This window comes from Kitasatospora sp. NPDC058218, from assembly GCF_042882445.1.
GTDB lineage: Bacteria > Actinomycetota > Actinomycetes > Streptomycetales > Streptomycetaceae > Kitasatospora.
In genome coordinates, this window is record NZ_JBHVWC010000070.1 from 40013 (window position 1) to 60157 (window position 20145).

Below are 20145 nucleotides of genomic sequence, written 5' to 3' on the forward strand. Positions count from 1 at the left end.
CCTAACGTGGGAGCACGCGTTGAGCACTCGGTCCGGCGTCCCGGCCCACGCTCCCCGCGAACCGGGCCGGGGCCCTTCCCGGCTCGCGTGTTCCGACAGAGAACCACCGGAGGTCCCAGATGAGTTGGAACCAATTCACGCTTGCGTCGGCCGGCGGTGCGTCGCTGTCGAGCCGGGTCGCCGCGGTCTCCCGGATCGACGGAAGCATGGAGGTCTGGTGGGTCGCCTCGGACGGCTCGGTCCAGGGGGCGTACTGGTACGACGGGTCGCCGTGGCGGAGCTACCAGCTCGCGCCTCCCGGCAGTGCCTCCGTCAACGGCGGCATCGCGGCGGTGTCGCGGATCCCCGGCAGTATGGAGGTGTTCTTCGTCGGGGCCAACGGTTCGGTGCAGGACCGCTACTGGTACGAGGGCAGCGCCTGGCAGGGGTTCGAGCTCGCCCCCGCCGGCAGCGCCGGCGTCACCAGCGGCATCGCGGCCGTCTCCCGGATCCCCGGCAGCATGGAGGTGTTCTTCGTCGGCGCCAACGGCTCCGTGCAGGACCGCTACTGGTACGAGGGCAGCGCCTGGCAGGGGTTCGAGCTCTCGTCCCCCGGAACCGCTTCGACCATCGGGGGCATCGCGGCGGTGTCGCGGATCCCCGGCAGTATGGAGGTGTTCTTCGTCGGCGGGAACGGTTCGGTGCAGGACCGCTACTGGTACGAGGGCAGCACCTGGCAGGCGTTCGAACTCTCGCCCCAGGGCAGCGTGTCCAGCACCAGCGGCGTCGCTGCGGTGTCGCGGATTCCGGGCAGTATGGAGGTCTGGTTCGTCGGGCCCAACGGCTCGGTGCAGGACCGGTACTGGTACGAGGGCAGCACCTGGCAGGGGTTCGAGCTCGCCCCCGCCGGCAGCGCCTCCACCCACACCGGCATTGCTGCGGTGTCGCGGATTCCGGGCAGTATGGAGGTCTGGTTCGTCGGGGCCAACGGTTCGGTGCAGGACCGGTACTGGTACGAGGGCAGCACCTGGCAGGGGTTCGAGCTCGCCCCCGCCGGCGGTGCCTCCGTCACCAGCGGCATTGCGGCCGTCTCCCGGATCCCCGGCAGCATGGAACTCTGGTTCGTCGGCGGTGACGCCTCCGTCCGGGACCACTTCTGGTACGACACGTCGAGCAAGAACTTCGACCAGGACGTCACCACCGACATCGCCATCGGCGGCTCGGCGCACGTCGTGATGCGCCAGGACGGCTTCTTCTCGTTCAGCACGCACGCGCACGACAGCGGTTTCGACAACATCGACTACACGATCACCGCCGCCGTGATGACGCCGGACGGGACCGTGTTCACCTTCCAGCACTCCGGTCACACCGAGGGCACCGTCGCCGGCCTGCCCTTCGGGACGCCGGACCGCAACGACGACTTCACGTTCGTGGGCAACAACCCGCAGATCACCGAGAAGTGGGACGGCATTCTCAACGGCACCTTCAAGGCCGACCTGGACGCGACGGACACCCTCGCGGCCGGCGTCACGGGAGCCCTCGGCGACCTCGTGAAGGCGATCGTGTCCGCGGCGGGCAAGGCCGCGGCCGAGGCTGTCATCAAGCTCGTGTCCTGACCCCGGCCGGTTGCGGCAGCAACCGGTCCCGACCCGTGTGACCGGTCCCGACCCGGACCGCCGGCCCGCCTCCGATCCCAGGAGCCGGGCCGGTACGCGTGCCGCCCGGATCCTCTGTGGGAGGCAACTGGCCCGAGTGCGCGGCCCGGCCCGCCTCACGACGTCGTCGGTGTCGCGCCCCGCCTCACGACGTCGTCGGTGTCCCGTACCAACGGGACACCGACGACAAAGCCCTAGGCGCGGTGGTACTGCACCGGGGCGGCGACCTCGCCGCCGACGGTGGTGGCGGCGTGGCGGGCCCAGAACGGATTGCGCAGCAGTTCGCGGCCGAGCAGGACGGCGTCGGCCCTGCCGTCGGCGAGGATCCGCTGGGCCTGGGCGGGGTCGGTGATCAGGCCGACGGCCGCCACCGGCATACCGGTCTCGTTGCGCACCGCCTCGGCGAACGGCACCTGGAAGCCCGGGCCGGCGTCGATCCGGGCGTCCGGGACGAGGCCGCCGGTGGAGACGTCGAGGAGGTCCACGCCGTGGGCGTGCAGTTCCTTCGCCAGTCGGACGGTGTCCTCCGAGGTCCAACCGTCGCGCTCGTCCTCGGGATTCTCGGTGAGCCAGTCGGTCGCGGACACCCGGAAGAAGATCGGCAGCTCCTCGGGCCACACCGCGCGGACGGCGTCGACGACCTCCAGTGCGAAACGGATCCGGCCCTCGAAGGAGCCGCCGTAGGCGTCGGTGCGGTGGTTGGTGTGGGGGGAGAGGAACTCGTGGATCAGGTAGCCGTGGGCGCCGTGGATCTCGACGACCTGGAAGCCGGCGTCGAGCGCGCGCCGGGCGGCGTCCGCGAACTGCCGGACGACCTCGCCGATCTGCTCCGTGGTGAGCTCTGCCGGGGCGACCCGGGCCGGCTCGAAGGGGAGGGCGCTGGGCGCGACGGGCTGCCAGCCGTGGGTCTCCTCCGGGGCGAGGGCGCGGCCGCGGTCGACCCAGGTGCGCTCGGTGGACGCCTTGCGGCCGGCGTGGGCGAGCTGGACGGCCGGGACGGTGCCGTGCGCCGTGAGGAACGCGGTGATCCGGCGGAAGGCCTCGGTCTGGGTGTCGTTCCACAGGCCGAGGTCGTAGGGGGAGATGCGGCCCTCGGGGCTGACGGCCGTGGCCTCGGTGATGATCAGCCCGGTGCCGCCGGCGGCGCGCGCCGCCAGGTGGGAGAAGTGCCAGTCCGTCGGGACGCCCGCCGCCGCGCCGTCCGGTGCGGCGCTGTACTGGCACATCGGCGGCATCCAGACCCGATTGGGCACGGTCAATGACCGCAGGGTGAGGGGAGTGAAGAGGGTGGTACTCATGGCGGACTCCTGGTCGGATCGGCGGGCGGAGAGGAGACGGACCGCGGGTGATTGCAGGAGCAATCTATGCTGCGACAATAGTTGCACACGCGCCACAATCGCAACTGTCATTCGCTCCGCCACCGTCTCCGCTGCCGTCTTCGCCGCCGTCTTCGCCACCGGGCGGTCCGACCGGGCGGGCCGCCCGGCTCGGTCGGACCTATCGGGTCGGACCTACCCGGCCGGGCGTTCCCCGCGGGCGCCCGCCGAGCTCGTCGGCGTGCGCGGCACCAGGACCCGGGCGGTGGGCCGGCCAGGTCCTGGTGCCGGTCGGGTGCGGTCAGCGGGTGCGGTGCTCGCGGGACGGTCCGGTCGTGCGATCGTGCTCGGCGGCCGAGGCCTGCTCCTGCAGCAGGGCGGAGATCTGGTTGACGTCGTCGAAGATGCCGATGAAGCTGTCGATCGAGGGGCTGGCCGCGCCGGTGACGCCGATGTAGAAGAGGTGGAGGCAGCCCTCGTCCGTCTGCAGGTAGCCGGCCTCCTCCTGGGCGCCGACCGCGATCTGCTGGTTGAGTTCGTCGAGGCCCAGGATGGTGCCGGGCTTGGCGAAGACCTTGCCCTTGGCCGGGCAGTCGGTGGTGCAGGAGATCCCGTTGCTGCCGTCGACCCCCAGGATCGGCAGGGACAACCGGAAGGCGTCCGCGTCGGGAGTGCCCAGCCAGTAGGCGAGGAGCTGGTCGAGGCCGATCGGGGTGGCCCGGTCCGATGCCACACCGCCGCGTCCGTCGGCGAGTTGGAACTGGGTCGGGTCGACGTGGGCGACATCGGTGAGGAAGGCGTGCTCGGTTCCGAAGGCGTCGAAGCAGTTGCGGCTGCCTCGCGCGACGGCCATGTTGCACAGCGCCAGGTTCGCGCCGAGGTTGTGGCTGACCTTCAGGATCAGCTTGGCGTACTGGCTGTACGGCGGCGAGACGTACGCGGCGACCTGCGGGTCGCCCTCGTAGGAGGCCGGCAGCGCGTCCTGGCGGTTGGGGCCGGTCGGATCGGCCGTGACGGTGACGCCGACCCGGGCGAGTGCCTCGATCAGAGCGGTGCGACCGAAGTCGTTGGGGTTCTGGATGTCGGAGATCCGCAGCAGGGGCTGGGCGTCGGCGGCGATCGTACCGGACAGCGAGATCCGGGTGCCGTCCGGGGAGGCGGCGACCTGGACGTCCGTCGGGCCGCCGGCCTCCACCGTCTGAACGGTGGACGTCACCTGGTAGGGGGCGACCTGCGGGCGCCAGGTCAGCTGGGCGGGCTGACCGGCCGCGGTGGGGGTGGTGAGCAGGTCGATGAGGTTGTCGTTGATGATCAGCGGGGTGGGCTGCGGGTCCAGGTCCGGGAGCGCGAACAGCCGGGCGTCGACGATCACGTCACCGTTGACCTGGGAGATGCCCGCGTCGTGGATCTGGCGGGCGATCTCGTTCAGCCCGGCGAGCGGGTTCTCCGGGGTGAGGGCGGCGCCGGGGAGGCTGGCCTCCGTGTGGTCGATGTTGGTGTAGTCGACCGAGCCGTCGGGCTTGGTGCGCCCGCCCATCGTCAGGTCGCCCTGGGCGACCAGGGCCAGGTTCCCGTTCAGGGTCGAGCCGTCGCGGGTGCCGGTCGCGAGCACGGGAGTGGTGAAGCGGTGGTCGGGACCAAGGGTGTGCCAGGCCGAGGACATGGTGACCAGCTTGGTGGTCGAGCCGGGGATGAAGAACTGGTTCGCGTTCCTGGAATGAATCACCTCCCCGGTCGCGACGTCGATCTCCAGCACGCCCCACTGCGCGTGCTCGTAGCCGGGCTTGTGCATGATCGCCTCGATGGCGGGCCCGAGGTCGTCGTCGTGTGCCACCGCCGTCGGGCCGGTGACGACCGTGCCGGCCACGGCCACGAGTGTCGCACCGGAAGCGGCCCAGGCCCTCAGCCGGCCGCGGATGGTCGGTCTCATGCGTTCCGCCGTTTCTGGGGTTGAAGAACCCCGGGTCGAGGTGGCCCGGCCGAAGAGACCTGGGGGGGCGAGGTCGGCCTGCATCGCACGGGCAGCGGGGCCCCCGGGCCACGATCGCCGGGGCGCTCACGGCGGAATCGTAGGGAGCCGGACCACGCATGTCCGGCTGCTCGCGGCGTGCTGACGGCGTGTGGGGCGGATGTCATCCGGTCGGACGATCACAGGGGTCCCGGGCGGGGTCGGACGCCGCAGTCCTCCGCCGGCGGGCCGGGCGCGGCCCTCGGGGCCTCGTGTCGGAGAGCGCTGCGGCCCGGCCGCGGTCTCCGCCCGGAGCGCGGGCCGCGAGCGCGCAGTCGTGTCACACTCGCACCACCGGGCGCCGCGGACGGGCCCGGGGCGGGCCCCAGGTCCCGCCGCACGCGACAGGAGGCAGGACGGCATGTCCTTCGAGGGCGCGATCCCCGGCGCCTACGAGCGGCGCCTCGTCCCGCTGCTCTTCCGCCCCTACGCCCGGGACCTGGCGCGGCGCCTGGCGCAGCGGCACCCTCGGGACGTGATCGAGACCGCCGCCGGAACCGGCGTGGTCACCCGTGAGCTGGCCGCCGCCCTGCCGCAGGACACCTCGATCACCGCGACCGACCTCAGCCGACCGATGCTCGACCACGCGCGGACCCTGCCGCTCGCCCGCCCGGTGCGCTGGGTCGAGGCGGACGCCATGGCGCTGCCGTTCCCGGACGGCTCCTGCGACGCCGTGGTCTGCCAGTTCGGGGCCATGTTCTTCCCCGATCGCCCGCGCGCCTTCGGCGAGGCCGTCCGGGTGCTGCGGCCGGGCGGTGTCCTGCTGTTCAGCGTGTGGGAGACCGTCGTGGCGAACGACTTCGCCGCGATGGTCGAAACGGCGGTCGCCGAACTCTTCCCCACGGACCCGCCGGACTTCCTGAGCCGCGTCCCGTACGGCTACCACGACACCGCCACGATCGCGCAGGACCTGGCGGACGGCGGGTTCACGGGCGTCCCGCGGATCGAGACCCTCGCCGAGCGGGGCCGCGCAGAGTCGGCAGAGGACGTGGCGACGGCCTTCTGCCAGGGCACCCCGCTGCGCAACGAGATCGAGGACCGGGGCACGCACACCCTGGACGAGGTGACCCGGGCGGTCGCGGCGGCGATCGCCGACCGCTGCGGCACCGGCCCGGTCGAAGGGGCGCTCAGCGCGCTGGTCGTGACCGTCGCCCGCTGACGGCCCGGACCGGCCGGTACACCGTCGCCGCCGAGGAGGCCGTCCTCGCCGAGCGTGTTCGAGCTCGCCTGCGAGAACACCGTGCAGGGGGGAGGTGCGGTGGTCGTCCGGGGCATCCTGGATCCCCGGTCCGGCGCGGATTCGCGCGGACAGGAGTCCGAGATCACACCGGCTGAGGTCGAACCGGTGTCCGGGCGGCGAACCCCGGCCCGGCCGCCGGCCGTAGAAGTGAGGAGGAGTACGGACCAGCCGAACCAGCTTGCGGGAGTGACCGATGCCGAAGTACCGAGGCGCCCACCGGATCACGGTGACCGGTGTACAGGCCGAGTGGCCGCAGCGCGCCGTGGTGAGCGTCCGGGGCGGCGCCACCGTTGTGGTGCCGGGAGCCGTCGGCGCCAGCGAGCTGATCGACGCCGAGGACTGGGACCTCGCCGTCGAGTACGAGTACGAGGGTGTTTGGGGGCCCAGCGTCCGCGCCGTCGTGGGCCGGTGGGAGGAGCGCGGCGGCACCCTCAGTCAGGTGGTCCGCTGCACCGACCGCGACGGGGTCGGCAATCCGGGCGGCCGCAGCCTGGTACTGCGGATCGACCGGGAGGACCCGCGCCCGCCGGCGGCCCCCGCGCCCGCAGCTGCGGCCAGGTGGTCCACCACCGAGTCGGTTGGCCGCCAGGAGGATCCGGGCCGGGGCCGCGTCCGGATCACCACCTCCGGCTCCGACCTCCAGCCGAGCCGAACCTCCGACACGTCCACCAGCTCCGGCGGCTTCAGCACCACCTCCGGGGGGTGGCCCGGGCGCAGCTCGTAGCGGCGGAGCCACGGTGCGGCCGGCCTCCCCTGTGGTCATTCTCAAGGTCTCGTGCCACCGTGCTGCGCCGTGGTTGACGGCGCGTTCCGGGGGGTCGGTCCGCCGTGCCGGGCGCGCACCGTGCGGATCCACTCCGCCCCCTCTGCCCCGCCGTCAGGGCCGACCGGTACCTCCGGCACGCAGTGCATCCGCGGCCGGGAGGGGTGAATCCGCCGCTGGAACTCGGTGACGATCCGCCCGTCGGGCGCCGCGTCACCGGCGGTCGTCCCCGTACTGGACCTGTCTGGACCTGTCTGGACTTGTGGGCCCGCCCGGCGCCCCGGGGGACCCTGCCAGGCCGCCCCGCGACCCCGGACGGCTGCTCCCGCCGACGGCCGGTCCGCGCCGCCGTGCCGCTCCCGGCGTGGACCGGCGTCCCCCTTGCGCGGACCGGCGTCTATCACTCGTTGACGGCCTGTCTACCCGCGCTGCCTAGCGTCCTTCTCTGTACACGGCCCGACCCCGGGCCGTCACCGAAGGGAGAACTCTCGTGCTGCGCAAGACCCGTGCTCTGCTGGCCGGTTCGGTCGCCGTCCTGGCCCTCAGTCTCACCTCGACCAGCTTCACCGCCAACGCCGCCGGCGACCAGAGCGGTATCGACGCCTGTGCCCGTGAGGCCCAGTTGGCGGGCTTCGCGAAGGACAAGTCCGGCGAGGGCCGCAACGACGACGCGATCTACGCCGTGGCGATCGCCATGGCCGAGTCCGGCTGTAACCGCCTGGCCGTCCACACCAACCTCCCCACCGACCCCGACCCGGGCACCAAGGACCTCGGTGCCTGGCAGATCAACGAGCGCTGGTACCCCGACGTCCACTACCACGACGCCGGGGTCGTCACCCCCGAGAACTGGCAGGACATGGGCTGGTCGGCCCGCAAGGCCTTCGCGATCGACAACGACGGCACCGGGCGAGGCTGGGCCTCCTGGGCGGCCTGGCACCTGGGCACCTACCAGCAGTACCTGGGCCAGGCGCGCGACGCGGTCTACCGCGTCTGGCAGTGACGCCCCGCCGCGGGTGACCATCTGAAGTACCCGCACCCGCCCGGCCGCCCCTGCTGCCCCACCCGGCAGCAGGGGCGGCCTGCGTCAACGGACCGGAGAGGAGGCGGCAGGTCGTCCGCGACGCCCACGCCGGGCATCGGCGAGGCGGAAGAGGCTCGGCGCCGGTCGCCGATCGGGTGACCATCCCGGGTCGAGCCGTCGGCGGAACCTGTGTCGCGCCGCCCTTCGGGCCCCTTCGCCTTCGCCGCCGTGCGTCCGCGCGCGTCCACGGGTATCCGCGTGGTGGAGCGCGGCAGCTGCTGCGCGGATCGAGCGGTGAGTGGGCTGGTCCGGCGTTCTGACGTGGGTTCAGAAATACTTCCGAGGCACCTGCAACCTCCAGGGGTTCGGCGCGTCTATGGGTTTGAGACGGTCGGGAAGGCCCGGGTGTCTCGGTCCGAACCACAGCTGCGAAGACCCATGGGGGAACCATGAACGACCACTTCACCACCACGCGCCGCCTGGGCTCCGCCGCCGCCGCGGTCGCCCTCGGGCTGGGGGCCGGGCTGCTGGCCGCCGCGCCCGCTTTGGCCTCGGCCTCGGGGATGTCCTACGTCCCGCTGTCGGCCGACACCGCCGTGGCGTTCCAGAACGCGGCGACGGGCAAGTGTCTGGGGGCGGCGGACTTCCGTACCGATGACGGCGCGCCGGTGCGTCAGTCGGCCTGGTGCGGTGACACCGCCCAGCAGTGGCGGGTCAGTGACGGCTTCGTCGTCAACGTGTACAGCGGCAAGTGCCTGGAGGTGCCGGGCTGGAGCACCGCGCAGGGGGCCGCGGTCGTCCAGTGGACCTGCAACGGCGGCGCCAACCAGCGCTGGGGGAAGGTCAATGTCGACGGCGCCACGATGGCCGTGATCAACTTCAACAGCGGCCTCGTCCTCGATGTCGCCGGCGGCGACCCGAGCGACGCGGCTCCGGTGGTCCAGTGGTCCTCGGGGGGTACGGCGAACCAGCGGTGGACCCTCAACCCGGTCGGCTGACCTGTCCTGGCCCCCCTGGCCCGGCCGCGTGCCGGGCCAGGGGAGCCATCCCAGTTCAGCGGGGAAACGCGTCCGCATGGGGATCGGGTTCGTTGGTGAAGGGGTCGCGACCGGCCTTCCAGCGGATCTGCTGCTCGCGCCAGTGGACGAATCCCGGCGAAGGATCGCCCCAGAGCGAGGCGTCACTCAGGGGGCATTCGGGGAGCGCGGCGGTGGAGGTCCGCAGGAGGAAGCGGCCATCCCGCAGTCGTACCGCGTCCAGTCCGCTGACCTGCTGCAGACCAGAACGGGCCAGCGGTCGGGGTCGGCGTCGGAGGTGAGCCAGCACAGGAGATCGGGCCCGAGATCAAGTTCGGCGGGCGCATCCGCCGTACCGGGCGGGATGCCGCCATCCGGCAGGCCCGGCGGGGCTGCTTCCTGCGCCGCCCCGGACTGGAAGCCGGGCCAGGTCTACCGGCCCGACGGCGGCCGGCTGTGGCGGCTGTACGACATGGGCGACAAGGGCTGGCAGTTCGAGTACGGCGACAGTCCCACCGGGAAGCCCATGATGATCGACAACTTCGCCGACCAGTCCCGGGCCCACCTGGTGGAGCTGATGGACCAGAACCCCAACCAGTACTGGCGCATCCAGTCGGCCGGCGGCGGCCTGTACACGATCGGCGGCGGCCGGTGCCTGAGCGCCACGACCGTCCGGCAGGACGTCGCCTCCCTCCCGTGCGACGGGCGGAAGGAGCAGACGTGGCGGCTCGTCCCGATCACCGACAACGGCAGCGAGGGCGCCCCCGGCGCACCGAAGCACAACGTCCTGTTCAAGCTCCGCTCCGCCGCGGGCAACGCCATCGAGGTCGCCGGCGGCTCCACCACTCTGGAGACCCACCTCCTCACCGGCGACCCGGCCGCCTCGACGGCCGCGTTCGTCAAGTACCAGGGCTACTACTGGTACGCCCAGTGGTACACCACCGCCACCCCGGGCACCGCCGAATCCAACGGCGGCCGCCCGTGGAAGCGCCTGTTCGTGAGGCGGCGGGTCGGGATCAGGAGCCGACCGCGGGCATCATCGACGCACAGTCGGTGAAGGCGGCCGCGTCGGTGCCGGCCTCCACGCGAGGGTTCGACGGAGGGAAGAAGATCAATGGCCGCAAGTGGCACATCGTGGTGGACGCGGGGCACGTCCTCATGGACGTGCCCCGCTGTTGGCACAGGTCGGCTGGATTACCAGTGGTCGTGGCGCTCGCAGCGCTCGTCGTGCTCGTGGCGCGTGATCTTGGTGAGGTCGGCGGCGGTGTGGCTAGTGGTGTCGCCGCCTCCGAGGGCGGTGGCGCGGTTCGTCACCTCGGCGTGGGCCTCGCAGGAGACGTCGACCGTCAGGGTGATGGGAGGGTAGTTGCTTCCGGCGGGGAGGATGTCGCCACGGGTGCAGGTGAGGATGTTCAGGGTGCAGTTCCATCCCGTGCCACTGATGCTGTCGGCGCTGAGCCCGACGGGCAGGGTGTCGTACACGGTGACCGCGGCGCCGGTGGTCGGGGCGGCCCCGACGGCGTTGCCCACGGTGATGGTGTAGGTGCCGTCCCGCCCCTGTGTGAAGTCCTCGGTGTGGGTCTTGGTGATGGTCAAGGACGGGAGCGTGTAGGAGATGATCACCTGGCCGTCGTGGTTCGCCGTCCCAAGTGTGGAAAGCGCATAGCTCGTGCCTGTACCCGTGGGGGTGGCGAAGCTGCTGCCCCCACCACCCCCGCCCCCACCCGCCGCGGTGCCCGTGTTGTTGACGGCGCCGCTGCCGCCACCCCCACCGGCGAAGTACCCGCCCCCACCGCCACCACCGGCACTGACGGCAGTGGCGGCGCAGCCGCCGTCGAAGCTGCCCCCGGTGCCACCGGTACCGACCGTGGCACCGGAGAACCCGCTCCCCGACCCGCCGTTCGTGACCGCACAGAATGGAACGGTGCCTGCGGCCCCGCCGGCACCCCCCGTACTGGTACTGGTGCTGCCGCCGCCCCCGCCCTGCCCCGGCGAAGCCCCGGGGCCGGTGGCAGTTCCTGTGGTACCGCTGGTGGCATCCGGCGTTGTCCCGCCGTTGCCTCCGTTGCCCCCCGTGGAGCCTGCTCCGGTGCCGCCGGCGGCACCGCCGCCCCCGGCGACCACCAGCAGGGAGCCGCCCGTGCTGATGCTGGAGGCCCCGCCCCCACCCGGACCTTCAAAGTGGAAACCACTGGCCGGAAAACTCCCCCCCGGGGCGCCGCCGTTGAACCCGCCGGTACCCGGCGTCCCGGTGCCGTTGCAGCCGGTGCCGCCGGTGCCGCCGACGTTGATGGTGAAGGTCGTCGGGGCGGTGGTCTGCGGAAGGGTGGTCACCACCCGCGCCCCTGCCCCACCGGCCCCTGTGACGGAACAGGGGGTGCCGGTATTGTCGGCGCCGCCCGCGCCGTCCGCGGTGATCGTCACCACCGCCGCCGCCGGAACCGTCAAGGTCTGCGGAGCGCCGGTGAAGGTGAAGGTCTGCGACGGATCAGCCTGCTGCGCCTGCACTGGCACGGCCTCCACCGGCGCGGCGGCCACCGGTGGAGCCGTGGCCGCCAGCAGCGCCATGCCGGACAGCAGCGCGCACCCCAGCGATGCCACCCCCACACCGCGCTCCCCACTTTGTCCACCCGAGTCAACCGGATCGGACACGACGACGGCGGGAACCGGGGTCGTCCCACCGTCCAGTGCCCTGTTGAACACGGCCACGGGCCACTGACGGCTGATCCGGTACCACGGCAGATCGCCCTGTCCACGAGTACGAGCACTCATCCGCGGGTTCACCTCTCCTCACAGCAAAGCGCCCCGCACCCCCCGAGCGACAAGTCACCAGCATGACAGGACACCTGATGGACAAATCATGACAAACAACAATTAGATACCCCGATCCGATCACTTCGAGGTAGCGAGGTCATGAGAAACCTCGTGTGTCGCAGCGCTGCGCGATGCACACCGGACACACCGGCGGCCTCGGCGAGGCGCTTGGTGTCGTTCCTGGCGACGTTCTCCTGCAGGAACCTGACCTGGGTGTTCAGGTGCGCCGGGATCGGGCGGGTGCGCTCGGCACGCTCCAGGCCCTCGTCGACCTCCGCCACGGGGCGTCGGTCCTTCCTTGCCCCCCGGGCAGGGACAGCGTCGTGTCGCGGGGTGGCGGCGCACGGGGTCTACGGGGTGTGCAGGCGCTCGTCGGCGGAGGCGTCGCGCTGGGATGAAGATACGGGCGGCGCCGGTAGGGGTTGGTGCTGGTCTGGCGTTCAGAAAGGCGGGTTGAACCTCCACCGAAGAGACGACACGACACCCCGTCTCTGCCACCGAGGCACCGACACTATGCCTGACCAGCGGAGACGCACCCGTCACTATCGGTTCGACAACGGCTTCCAACACGGTCTGCGGCACCACTCGACAGCCACGCTGGCGGGGACGCGGGAGCGGACGGTGGTCGTCTCCTCCGCCGGGAAGACCCTCGACGCCACTGGTTGGAAGGTCGGCCGGGTGATCGGACCGGCCAGGATGACCACGCCCCACCAGGCTTCGAACGGGCCTCGGTGGCCGGCCAGGTTCGCGTTCCGCAAGCGACCGGAGCTCCTCCACGAGGCGGTCTCCCGGCTGGCCGCTGCGCGACGGCCGTGACCCGGCGCCGGGTCCCGCTCCGGCGGGCCCGGCGTAGGCGCACCGCCGCTCGTCAGCGGACGGCCTCGCGGGCCACCAGGAACTGCCCCGGGGTCACCCCGGTGTGGCGTTTGAACACGCGGGTGAAGTGCGGCTGGTCGTAGAAGCCGACCAGCTGGGCCACCTCCGACAGCGACCGTCCCTCGGCCAGCAGCGATCGCGCCCGCCACACCCGCAGCTGGATCTGGTACGCGTGCGGCGGCATACCCATCGCCGCGGAGAACGACCGCACCAGGTGGTGCACGCTCACCCCGCTGACCTCCGCCAGTTGCCAGAGCGAGATGTCGGTCTCCGGCGCGGCGTGCAGATAGTCGCGGGCGATCCGCACCGCACCGGTCGGCCCGCCGGCGCCCTTTCCGGGGGCGACGCGGCCGTCGGTGGTCCGGCCCGCCAGTACCGAGCCGATCCGCAACAGGGCGGTCTCCCCGGCAAGTTCGGAGGCCGCGGGAACAGTGAGCGCGTCGTGCGCCTGGGCGAGGGTGCGGGCCAGCCGCCGGTCGTCCACCAGCCCGTTGCCCAGTCGGACGGCGGACTCGTGGACGCCCGCGAAACGCCGCACCGCGTCCGGGGCGAGGTACAGCACTCGGTACCGGTACCCCTCCTGGGTCGCGGCCCGTCCCGTGTGGATCTCCCCGGGCCTGATCAGGAAGGCCGAGCCGGAGGGCGCCACGTGCCTGCGGCCCGCACAGTCGAAGGCGGCCACCCCGAAGTCCACCAGCGCCAGCGCCATCCCCTCGTGGGCGTGTCGGGCGTACACGTGCCGGCGGAAGTAGGCATGGAGCAGTTCAACACCGGCCGACGGCCGCAGAAACACCGACCGGTCCGACCCGGACGCACCCGCTTCGTGTGCGTGCGTAGGCATACCGTCAGGCTACAACGCCCCGAGCTGCTGCCTCCTCCGTGCTCCGGGACCGGCCGTCGGCCACCGGCCGCCGCTCCCGCCCGGCGCCGGCCGGTCCGCCGCGGCGGAGCCGCAGGCGCAGGACCTGCACCGGAAGGTCCGCTCCGTGGGTGCCGCCACCGGGTGCGCCGTCAGTCGTGCTGGTGGCGCCGCGCACCACCCGGTCGACGTCCTTCTTGTCACCGCGCACCGCGATGCCCGCCAGGACCAGCCCGGCGCTGGGGACATCGGCGATGGTGGCCCGGTTGTCCTCGTCGTTGTTGGTGGCGAAGATCGCCTCGGGGTAGACCGCGACCACCACGTCGCGCTGCAGCGCACCTGGTGGATGGTCTTCATCCGCTCGGCGGTGGTGCTGAAGATCAGGACGGGCTGGCGAAACATCGGCAGGTACTTGACGCCGTCGCCGTCCACGTAGGGCTCGCCGGTGACGCCGTCGACGGTCGCCGCGATGCCACTGGTGGCGAAGGCGGTCACGTTGAGCTTCTGCCAGACCGCGAGGTCCTCCCGGAGCACGACGGCGATCTTGGTGTCCCAGTCGAACCTGGTGGGTGTGTTCATGGGGAGATGAACCATCCTTTCCTGATGGGTAGTCAGAGAGTCAATCGTTTCCGGGAGTCGTCAACGGGTGGTGGCCTTCTCGGGGACAACGGTGGTGCTCTCCTCGGGAGCCCTGTCACGTCCCGACCCGCCCCCGACCGTGTTCTTGTCGTCCCAGTGGTGTGCGCAGCACACGTCGCCACCGAATCTGAGACTGCCCTGAGCCGCGCCAAGCGTCTTGTACGAAATTGATCGACTGAGCCGGGTCCGGGTCCGCTTCCGGGACCTGCGATACCTGCTCGGGGCCCGGTGGTTCGCGCTGTGGAGGTGTCGGCTTCCTCGGCGGCCGAGCCTGCGCGCGCGTCGCGTGGGCGCCTTGAAGGCCGTCGTACGAGAAGTCCGGAGAGGGCCTGGCTGAGATGGAGTTCGCTTCCGGTCGCCTGCCAGGGCATGAAGCCGGGCAGTCGGAACTCTTCCGAGCTGCGGAGGACGAGGGCCACCGGGTCCACCGGGTCCGCCGTGTTCAGATGAGCTGCGAAGGATGCCTCCGATTCGGCCGCCGACCTGGTGAGGTCCGGCCCGGGCCAGCGGGGTCTCCCGGCCCGACAGCGCGTCTGAGGCCGTGTTTGAGATCTGCCGTGTCGTGCCACCACGTTGGGCCGTAGAGCGCACCTTCTCCTGGATCGTGCCCACCGACGCCTCGCCCGCGACTACGAGCAGCAGCAGCCCGCCCGCTCCGAGACCATGATCCGTTGGGCGATGATCGGCATCACGGTCCGACGGCTCACCCGCCTGGGACCAGCCATTCGATCAGGCCGACGGGCTCTTCAGCACGTGGCGTCCTGAGCCTTGCCACCGGCGTGTGGCTGCCGTCCCGAGAGCTGGGAGAGTTGGGCCATGCCCAAGAAGCGTCCGCATGCCGCGACTCTGTCCGAAATGACGGCCGCCCTGCCACCGGTCCAGTACCGGTACGGCGAAGGCGTCCCATCTCCCGCCGGCAGTGAGGAATTCGTCGATGACAAGGGCCACCGCTGGCGAAAGGTGCGAGGCCCACTCCACCGCAACCTGACCAAGCGTCTCGCGACTCAAGCAGACGCGCTGATCATCGGAGAAGGCGCCGGTGGACACTTCCGCCATGTCTCCCCAGGCGACCGACTCGCGGTCTGGCACGAGATCAAGCACAGGCTCAACACAGACGAAGCACCGAGTTATCACCCCTACGAGTTCGCCTCTGCAGACGGCCTGACCCTCCTCTACATCGAGGAAAGCTGCTGAGCCCTTACCCAGCAGGGGCAGCTGAACGGAAGGTCTCAAGCGCGGTCTCAGACCGCGCTTGAGACCTCACATGGGACGATCGGTCGGTGACTCGATTCGTGAACCGTGACCGCTCTCTTGAGGAGCTTGAGCGCGACCGCTGGTCGGTCCCGTCGGGCGGCGAAACCCGGCTGATGGCGACCGCACGCGAGCTTCGGCGAAAGCCGATCGGCGGCCTGACGGTAGAGGACATGCGGCTGCTGATCAGGCAAGACGTGGGCCTTGCCTATCTCCTGCCAATGGCGGTGGAGCTCCTCCGGGCCGACCCGCTGACGGAAGGCGACATGTACGAGGGCGATCTGCTGGCCGCCGTGCTCACCAGGAGTGCGGAGGTCTGGAGTGAGTTCCCCGAACTCGGGCGGGAGGTCCGCCTGATCGTCTCGGAACTGGCCGAGTTGCCGCCTGCCCTGAAGCGCGAGGTTGAGGGGTTCTTGGCTTGGTAGCTCGCCGCCAGCAGCTACCGTCGGCGAGGGCCGGCGGGCTGTCTACAAGGATTGCCGCACGAGCGGTCGTGGGCCGGGGCGCGTCGCAGCACGGCCACGGGTGAGCCGGCGGACCATGACACCGATCATGGCCCAGCGGATCATCGTCTCGGAGTGGGCCGGGCTGGTTTCGTAGTCCCGGGCGAGGCGCCGGTGTGCGGTGATCCACGAGAATGTGCGCTCTACCGCCCACCGCTTGGGCTGAACCTGGAATCCGCGCTGGTCAGGGGCCTTTCGGACGATCTCCAGGTCGCGGTCAAGGATCTGGGTGGTCCAGTCGACCAGGCGGCCGGCGAAGCCCTGGTCGGCCCAGACCTTCTTGACGCTGGGGTGGTCGAGCCTGGTCCAGAGCAACGGTCGCTTCGCGCCGTCGCGGTCCTGGATGCTCGCAGCGACGACGTGGACGGCCAGGAGCGGGCCGAGAGTGTCGGTGACGATGAACCTCTTGCGGCCCTTCACCTTCTTGCCCGCGTCGAAGCCCCTGGTGGCAACGGGGACCGTGTCGGCGGTGCGGATGGATTGCGAGTCGATCAGGCCCGCGCTCGGCTCCGCGTCGCGGCCGTCGGCTTCACGGACCTTGCCGTGCAGGGCGTCATGGATCCGTTCGACGGTGCCGTCGCGGTGAGCTCAACGAACGCCTCGGCAACGGGGCACGGCAGATCTCAGACTGCGTTTGAGATCTCAGCTGGCGACGTGGGCAAGCTCGGAAACCCGGTTGACCTGGGGTGAATGATGAGGGCGTGATCTCCGAGGAACGTGCCGTCGAGCTTGTCGAGTCCCTGCTGGTCAGAGAACGGCTGACATGGGCGGGGCCGGTCCCCGAGCTGGCCGTTTATCGTGTGGAGGAGCATGCGGTCGGCTGGCTCGTCTTCTGGAACTCGGCGGAGTACGCCCGTACCCGTGATCTGCGCGACAACCTGGTGGGCAGCGGCCCATACCTGGTGGACCGGCACGACGGGAGCATCCACCATGTCCCGGCCACCACGATGGCTGAGGACTGGGAGGAGCTCTACCTCCGGCAGATCAAGGGCGTCAGAATGCCCGACCCACTGGCCGCCTCTGTCCGCGCACTCGTGAACTCCGCCGGGGTCGTGGCCGCGATGAGCCACCTCCGACAGCAAGCCCCGCGCTTGAGCCTGCAGGAGGCAAGGACCTACGTCATGGCCGTCCGGGACGGAGCCGAACCATCGGAAGAGCTCGCGGACCGCACCCGGGAAGAGGAGAGCCGCCCGCCTCTGTCCATCGAAACGCTGGCTGGCCCAGTCCAGTAGCAGTCCGGTCGAGGGGCCGAGGTCCAGGTCGCTTTGCCGGCCCACGGCGGGTGAGTCGACGGACCATGATGCCGATCATCGCCCAGCGGATCATCGTCTCCGAGTGCGCCGGGCTGGTCTCGTAGTCCCGGGCCAGACGCCGGTGGGCGGTGATCCACGACAACGTGCGCTCGATCGCCCACCGCTTCGGCTGCACCTGGAATCCGCGCTGGTCAGGGTCCTTGCGGACGATCTCCAGCTCGCGACCGAGGATCTGGTCGGCCCAGTCCACCAGGCGGCCGGCGAAACCCTGGTCGGCCCAGATCTTCCGCACGCTCGGATGGTCGAGGCGGGTCCACAGCAGCGGGCGCTTCCCACCGTCGCGGTCCTGCATGTTCGCGGCGACCACGCGGACAGCCAGGAGCAGGCCGAGCGTGTCGGTCACGAGGAACCGCTTGCGGCCCTTGACCTAATGGGCGGCAGTTGGAGCCGCTGAGGAGCACTGATCACCGTTCCTCCGGCTCCTTGTGCAACTGTCTCGCCGGTAATGACTCCTTCCCGTCGCCGATCGCCGGCGTCAGCATGACGCCCTCAAAGCCACTTGCGTGAGCGCCGAGGACCTCGCCGAAGCCTCAGTGCAGGCCTTCGAGACCCACCCCGACGCCGAGATCATCACGAGTTTCCCCGGGCTCGGCCCGCTCAGCGGGGCCCGCGTCCTTGCCGAGATCGGTGACGACCGGTCCCGGTTCGCCGACGCCAGAGGGCTGAAGGCGTACGCGGGCGCGGCCCCCGTCACGAGGGCCTCGGGCAAGAACGTGGCTGTCCTGGCCCGCAGAGTCAAGAACCAGAGGCTGGCCTCAGTCGGATACATGTGGGCCTTCGCCGCCATGGCCCACTCGACCGGGGCGAGAGCCCACTACGACCGCCGGCGAGCCACAGGGGAGCGGCACACAGGCGCCCAGCGCAACCTCTTCAACCGCATGATCGGCTGTCTCCACCACTGTCTGACCCGACGTATTCCCTTCGACGAAGCCGTCGCCTTCCCAGCTCCGCCAGGGCCTCACCTGACGCTTGCTGCTTGACAGTTCTTTCGCATCGGATGTCTTCTTGCCCGCATCGAAGCCCCTTGTCTCGGCTGGGGCCGTGTCGGCGGTGCGCACGGACTGCGAGTCGATGAGCCCCGCGCTGGGTTCGACGCTGCGGCCATCGGCTTCGCGGACCTGACCGCGGAGCGCGTCGTGGAGCCGTTCCACGGTTCCGTCGTCGTGCCAACGCGTGAAGTACCAGTACACCGTGGGCCACGGCGCGAAGTCCTTCGGCAGCTGACGCCAGGCGCACCCGGTCCGCACGACATAGAAGATGGCGTCAACGATCCGCCGCCGCGGATGCTTCTCCAGCCGCCCGCCCTTCGGCCCCACCTTCGCGGGCGGCAGCAACGGCTCCACCAACGTCCACTGCTCATCCGTCAGGTCTGACGGATACCCACCCCCACCACAGTTCACATGAGGCTCAACGACCACTCCTGGCCAGCGACACGGCAGATCTCAAACACGGTCTCAAACGCCGTCTGAGGTGTACCCAGATGATCCCCCGTCAATCCCCTCGTCCGTTTTGCACTGAACAATACGTATTCGAAGCCAGTGCAGCGATCAAGCCAGTGCGTGCACATCCGGACAATCAATAAAGTCGGTCGGAATTTCATCCGTGCACAACTAGGCTCCTCGCGGTGCCGGGACAACTGTCCCGCCACAAAGGGGTCCTGACGGGCCCGGGGGAAACGTGAGAGGTTATGACCTACACGACAAATCGGACTGGATCGCCGCAGGGGCGGCGGATCCGCAAGAAACTCTCCGCTCTGATCGCACTCACCCTTGCCGCCACCGTGGCCGGCACGACCGTCGCCCAAGCCCTGCCGTCCGAGGCCGGGCCGGCGCCGCTGCCCGCCGACGTCCGCGGCAAGGTCGTCGAGGCCTGGGAGCTGGGTGGCCTCTCGACCAAGGACGCCGCCGCGAAGGCGCTGCTCGGTTCCGACGCGGACCTCACCAAGTTCCTCGGTGAGACCCTGGCCCGGGTTTCCGCCGAGGACGAGCGCTTCGCCGTTCTGAAGATGCTCAGCGACACCGGCGTCGGCGTCCGCGACGCCGCCATCAAGGCGCTGAACGGCACCGACACCGACGTCCACGCGTTCGTCACCTCGGGCTGGCAGAACCCGATGAACGACGATCGCCGGGCGGCCGTCTTCTACGTGCTGAACAACAGCGAGGCGGGTGTCAAAACGGCCGCCGCCAAGGCGCTGAACGACGGCACCCAGAAGGCCCTGGAAGACTTCCTGACCACCGGCCAGGCCAAGGCGCAGGAGGAGGACGACCGGTTCGCCGTCTTCGCCGCGCTCGGCCAGAACCCCGGGCCCGAGTACACCAGGCAGGCCCAGCGGGCGCTCGCCGGGACGGCCCAGGACGTCCGCGCGTTCCTGGAGAACGGCCAGTACCTGGCCCGGACCCGGGACCAGGAGACGCTCTCGATCACCCAGCTCGCCCAGGCGGCCAAGGAGGCCGGCCAGCGCGCCAAGACCGAGACCGAGAACGCCAAGCAGGCCGGCGCCCGCGCCGAGGACGCCGCGGGCAAGGCGAAGGAGGCCGCGCTGCGAGCCGCCGCCGAGGCCGCCGCCGCCAAGGACGACGTCAACAAGGCGGGCGAGGCGGCCAACAACGCCGCGCAGGCCGCCGAGGGCGCGGCCGCCGCCGCGGAGACGGCGATCTCCGCCTCGAACGCCGCCGTCGCCGCCGCGCGCACGGCAGCCTCGGCCGCGCAGTCGGCCGCGGCGGCCGCGGCAGCGGCCGAGCAGGCCGCCTCCAAGGCGTACCGGGCCGCCGCGTCGGCCGCGGGCAACCGGAACGAGGCCGGCGCCGCCAGCGCCGCCGCCCAGCAGGCCCGCGACGCCGCCAGGGGCGCTCGGGACGCCGCCGGCGCCGCCTCCGCGGCGGCCACCGCGAG

16 protein-coding genes and 7 pseudogenes are annotated in these 20145 nt (G+C 71.0%); 13 read left to right on the forward strand and 10 right to left on the reverse strand.

Translation table 11 applies throughout. From position 1 onward, the window contains the following. Positions 1 to 119 precede the first annotated feature (119 nt). Positions 120 to 1595 carry a hypothetical protein gene (locus tag ACFVYI_RS34790; protein WP_387892986.1) on the forward strand — a complete coding sequence of 492 codons (1476 nt, stop codon included), beginning with the start codon at positions 120 to 122 and terminating at the stop codon, positions 1593 to 1595. Positions 1596 to 1828: 233 nt separating this feature from the next. On the opposite strand, the gene ACFVYI_RS34795 is transcribed toward ACFVYI_RS34790, so the two are convergent. Together ACFVYI_RS34795 and dacB are read right to left on the reverse strand one after the other, a co-directional pair. Further along, positions 1829 to 2932: an NADH:flavin oxidoreductase/NADH oxidase gene (locus ACFVYI_RS34795; RefSeq protein WP_387892988.1), complete on the reverse strand. Its 1104-nt coding sequence runs from the start codon at positions 2930 to 2932 to the stop codon at positions 1829 to 1831. Positions 2933 to 3251: 319 nt separating this feature from the next. Further along, entirely contained in the window at positions 3252 to 4817 is a 1566-nt protein-coding gene (gene dacB / locus ACFVYI_RS34800) for a D-alanyl-D-alanine carboxypeptidase/D-alanyl-D-alanine-endopeptidase (protein WP_387892990.1), read from the reverse strand. Between the two features lie 502 nt (positions 4818 to 5319). Here dacB and ACFVYI_RS34805 point away from each other — a divergent pair. The 6 genes and pseudogenes from ACFVYI_RS34805 to ACFVYI_RS34830 all read left to right on the forward strand — a co-directional run. After that, positions 5320 to 6117, forward strand: a complete 798-nt coding sequence (locus ACFVYI_RS34805) for a class I SAM-dependent methyltransferase (protein ID WP_387892993.1) — start codon at positions 5320 to 5322, stop codon at positions 6115 to 6117. A 274-nt stretch (positions 6118 to 6391) separates the two neighbouring features. Next, complete coding sequence (locus tag ACFVYI_RS34810) at positions 6392 to 6922, forward strand: hypothetical protein (RefSeq protein WP_387892995.1); 531 nt, start codon at positions 6392 to 6394, stop codon at positions 6920 to 6922. Positions 6923 to 7451: 529 nt separating this feature from the next. Continuing rightward, positions 7452 to 7961: a hypothetical protein gene (locus ACFVYI_RS34815; protein ID WP_387892997.1), complete on the forward strand. Its 510-nt coding sequence runs from the start codon at positions 7452 to 7454 to the stop codon at positions 7959 to 7961. 584 nt (positions 7962 to 8545) lie between these two features. Then, the gene (locus tag ACFVYI_RS34820; protein WP_387893023.1) at positions 8546 to 8980 is read left to right on the forward strand and encodes an RICIN domain-containing protein; all 435 of its coding nucleotides are present in this window, start codon (positions 8546 to 8548) and stop codon (positions 8978 to 8980) included. A gap of 382 nt (positions 8981 to 9362) precedes the next feature. Then, complete coding sequence (locus tag ACFVYI_RS34825; RefSeq protein ID WP_387893000.1) at positions 9363 to 10055, forward strand: hypothetical protein; 693 nt, start codon at positions 9363 to 9365, stop codon at positions 10053 to 10055. Next, positions 9995 to 10159 (forward strand): annotated as a pseudogene (locus tag ACFVYI_RS34830) (transposase); the annotation flags it as partial. The gene ACFVYI_RS34825 and the pseudogene ACFVYI_RS34830, both read left to right, overlap by 61 nt. A gap of 33 nt (positions 10160 to 10192) precedes the next feature. Here ACFVYI_RS34830 and ACFVYI_RS34835 read toward each other — a convergent pair. The 5 genes and pseudogenes from ACFVYI_RS34835 to ACFVYI_RS34855 form a co-directional block, all read right to left on the reverse strand. Then, on the reverse strand, positions 10193 to 11770 hold the full coding sequence (locus ACFVYI_RS34835) for a hypothetical protein (RefSeq protein WP_387893002.1): 1578 nt from the start codon (positions 11768 to 11770) through the stop codon (positions 10193 to 10195). Positions 11771 to 11856: 86 nt separating this feature from the next. Continuing rightward, entirely contained in the window at positions 11857 to 12093 is a 237-nt protein-coding gene (locus ACFVYI_RS34840) for a hypothetical protein (RefSeq protein ID WP_387893005.1), read from the reverse strand. Positions 12094 to 12680: 587 nt separating this feature from the next. Continuing rightward, positions 12681 to 13529: an AraC family transcriptional regulator gene (locus ACFVYI_RS34845; protein WP_387893008.1), complete on the reverse strand. Its 849-nt coding sequence runs from the start codon at positions 13527 to 13529 to the stop codon at positions 12681 to 12683. A 4-nt stretch (positions 13530 to 13533) separates the two neighbouring features. Next, positions 13534 to 13869 (reverse strand): DUF2000 family protein, encoded by a 336-nt coding sequence (locus ACFVYI_RS34850; RefSeq protein ID WP_387893010.1) that lies wholly within the window; start codon positions 13867 to 13869, stop codon positions 13534 to 13536. Positions 13870 to 13946: 77 nt separating this feature from the next. Beyond that, positions 13947 to 14141: pseudogene (locus ACFVYI_RS34855) on the reverse strand (DUF2000 family protein); the annotation flags it as partial. A 604-nt stretch (positions 14142 to 14745) separates the two neighbouring features. On the opposite strand from ACFVYI_RS34855, the pseudogene ACFVYI_RS34860 reads away from it, so the two are divergent. The 3 genes and pseudogenes from ACFVYI_RS34860 to ACFVYI_RS34870 all read left to right on the forward strand — a co-directional run. Continuing rightward, positions 14746 to 14951: pseudogene (locus tag ACFVYI_RS34860) on the forward strand (hypothetical protein); the annotation flags it as partial. A gap of 51 nt (positions 14952 to 15002) precedes the next feature. Then, on the forward strand, positions 15003 to 15380 hold the full coding sequence (locus ACFVYI_RS34865) for a hypothetical protein (RefSeq protein ID WP_387893011.1): 378 nt from the start codon (positions 15003 to 15005) through the stop codon (positions 15378 to 15380). A gap of 86 nt (positions 15381 to 15466) precedes the next feature. Next, the gene (locus tag ACFVYI_RS34870; RefSeq protein ID WP_387893014.1) at positions 15467 to 15862 is read left to right on the forward strand and encodes a contact-dependent growth inhibition system immunity protein; all 396 of its coding nucleotides are present in this window, start codon (positions 15467 to 15469) and stop codon (positions 15860 to 15862) included. 42 nt (positions 15863 to 15904) lie between these two features. Here ACFVYI_RS34870 and ACFVYI_RS34875 read toward each other — a convergent pair. Further along, a pseudogene (locus ACFVYI_RS34875) lies at positions 15905 to 16525 on the reverse strand (transposase); the annotation flags it as partial. A gap of 116 nt (positions 16526 to 16641) precedes the next feature. On the opposite strand from ACFVYI_RS34875, the gene ACFVYI_RS34880 reads away from it, so the two are divergent. Next, positions 16642 to 17172: a YrhB domain-containing protein gene (locus ACFVYI_RS34880; RefSeq protein WP_387893017.1), complete on the forward strand. Its 531-nt coding sequence runs from the start codon at positions 16642 to 16644 to the stop codon at positions 17170 to 17172. Between the two features lie 43 nt (positions 17173 to 17215). Here the strand turns inward: ACFVYI_RS34880 and ACFVYI_RS34885 are convergent. After that, positions 17216 to 17620: pseudogene (locus ACFVYI_RS34885) on the reverse strand (transposase); the annotation flags it as partial. A 121-nt stretch (positions 17621 to 17741) separates the two neighbouring features. On the opposite strand from ACFVYI_RS34885, the pseudogene ACFVYI_RS34890 reads away from it, so the two are divergent. Beyond that, positions 17742 to 18233 (forward strand): annotated as a pseudogene (locus ACFVYI_RS34890) (transposase); the annotation flags it as partial. A gap of 30 nt (positions 18234 to 18263) precedes the next feature. Here the strand turns inward: ACFVYI_RS34890 and ACFVYI_RS34895 are convergent. Next, positions 18264 to 18671: pseudogene (locus tag ACFVYI_RS34895) on the reverse strand (IS5 family transposase); the annotation flags it as partial. Positions 18672 to 18940: 269 nt separating this feature from the next. Between ACFVYI_RS34895 and ACFVYI_RS34900 the strand changes: the two are divergent. Beyond that, a partial coding sequence (locus ACFVYI_RS34900) for an ALF repeat-containing protein (protein ID WP_387893020.1) occupies positions 18941 to 20145 on the forward strand: 1205 nt, incomplete at its 3' end.

Coding starts and splice junctions, on each gene's coding strand:
- ACFVYI_RS34790 (WP_387892986.1), top strand. CDS start 120: ATGAGTTGGAACCAATTCACGCTTGCGTCGGCCGGCGGTGCGTCGCTG.
- ACFVYI_RS34795 (WP_387892988.1), bottom strand. CDS start 2,932: ATGAGTACCACCCTCTTCACTCCCCTCACCCTGCGGTCATTGACCGTG.
- ACFVYI_RS34805 (WP_387892993.1), top strand. CDS start 5,320: ATGTCCTTCGAGGGCGCGATCCCCGGCGCCTACGAGCGGCGCCTCGTC.
- ACFVYI_RS34810 (WP_387892995.1), top strand. CDS start 6,392: ATGCCGAAGTACCGAGGCGCCCACCGGATCACGGTGACCGGTGTACAG.
- ACFVYI_RS34820 (WP_387893023.1), top strand. CDS start 8,546: ATGTCCTACGTCCCGCTGTCGGCCGACACCGCCGTGGCGTTCCAGAAC.
- ACFVYI_RS34825 (WP_387893000.1), top strand. CDS start 9,363: ATGCCGCCATCCGGCAGGCCCGGCGGGGCTGCTTCCTGCGCCGCCCCG.
- ACFVYI_RS34835 (WP_387893002.1), bottom strand. CDS start 11,770: ATGAGTGCTCGTACTCGTGGACAGGGCGATCTGCCGTGGTACCGGATC.
- ACFVYI_RS34845 (WP_387893008.1), bottom strand. CDS start 13,529: ATGCCTACGCACGCACACGAAGCGGGTGCGTCCGGGTCGGACCGGTCG.
- ACFVYI_RS34865 (WP_387893011.1), top strand. CDS start 15,003: ATGCCCAAGAAGCGTCCGCATGCCGCGACTCTGTCCGAAATGACGGCC.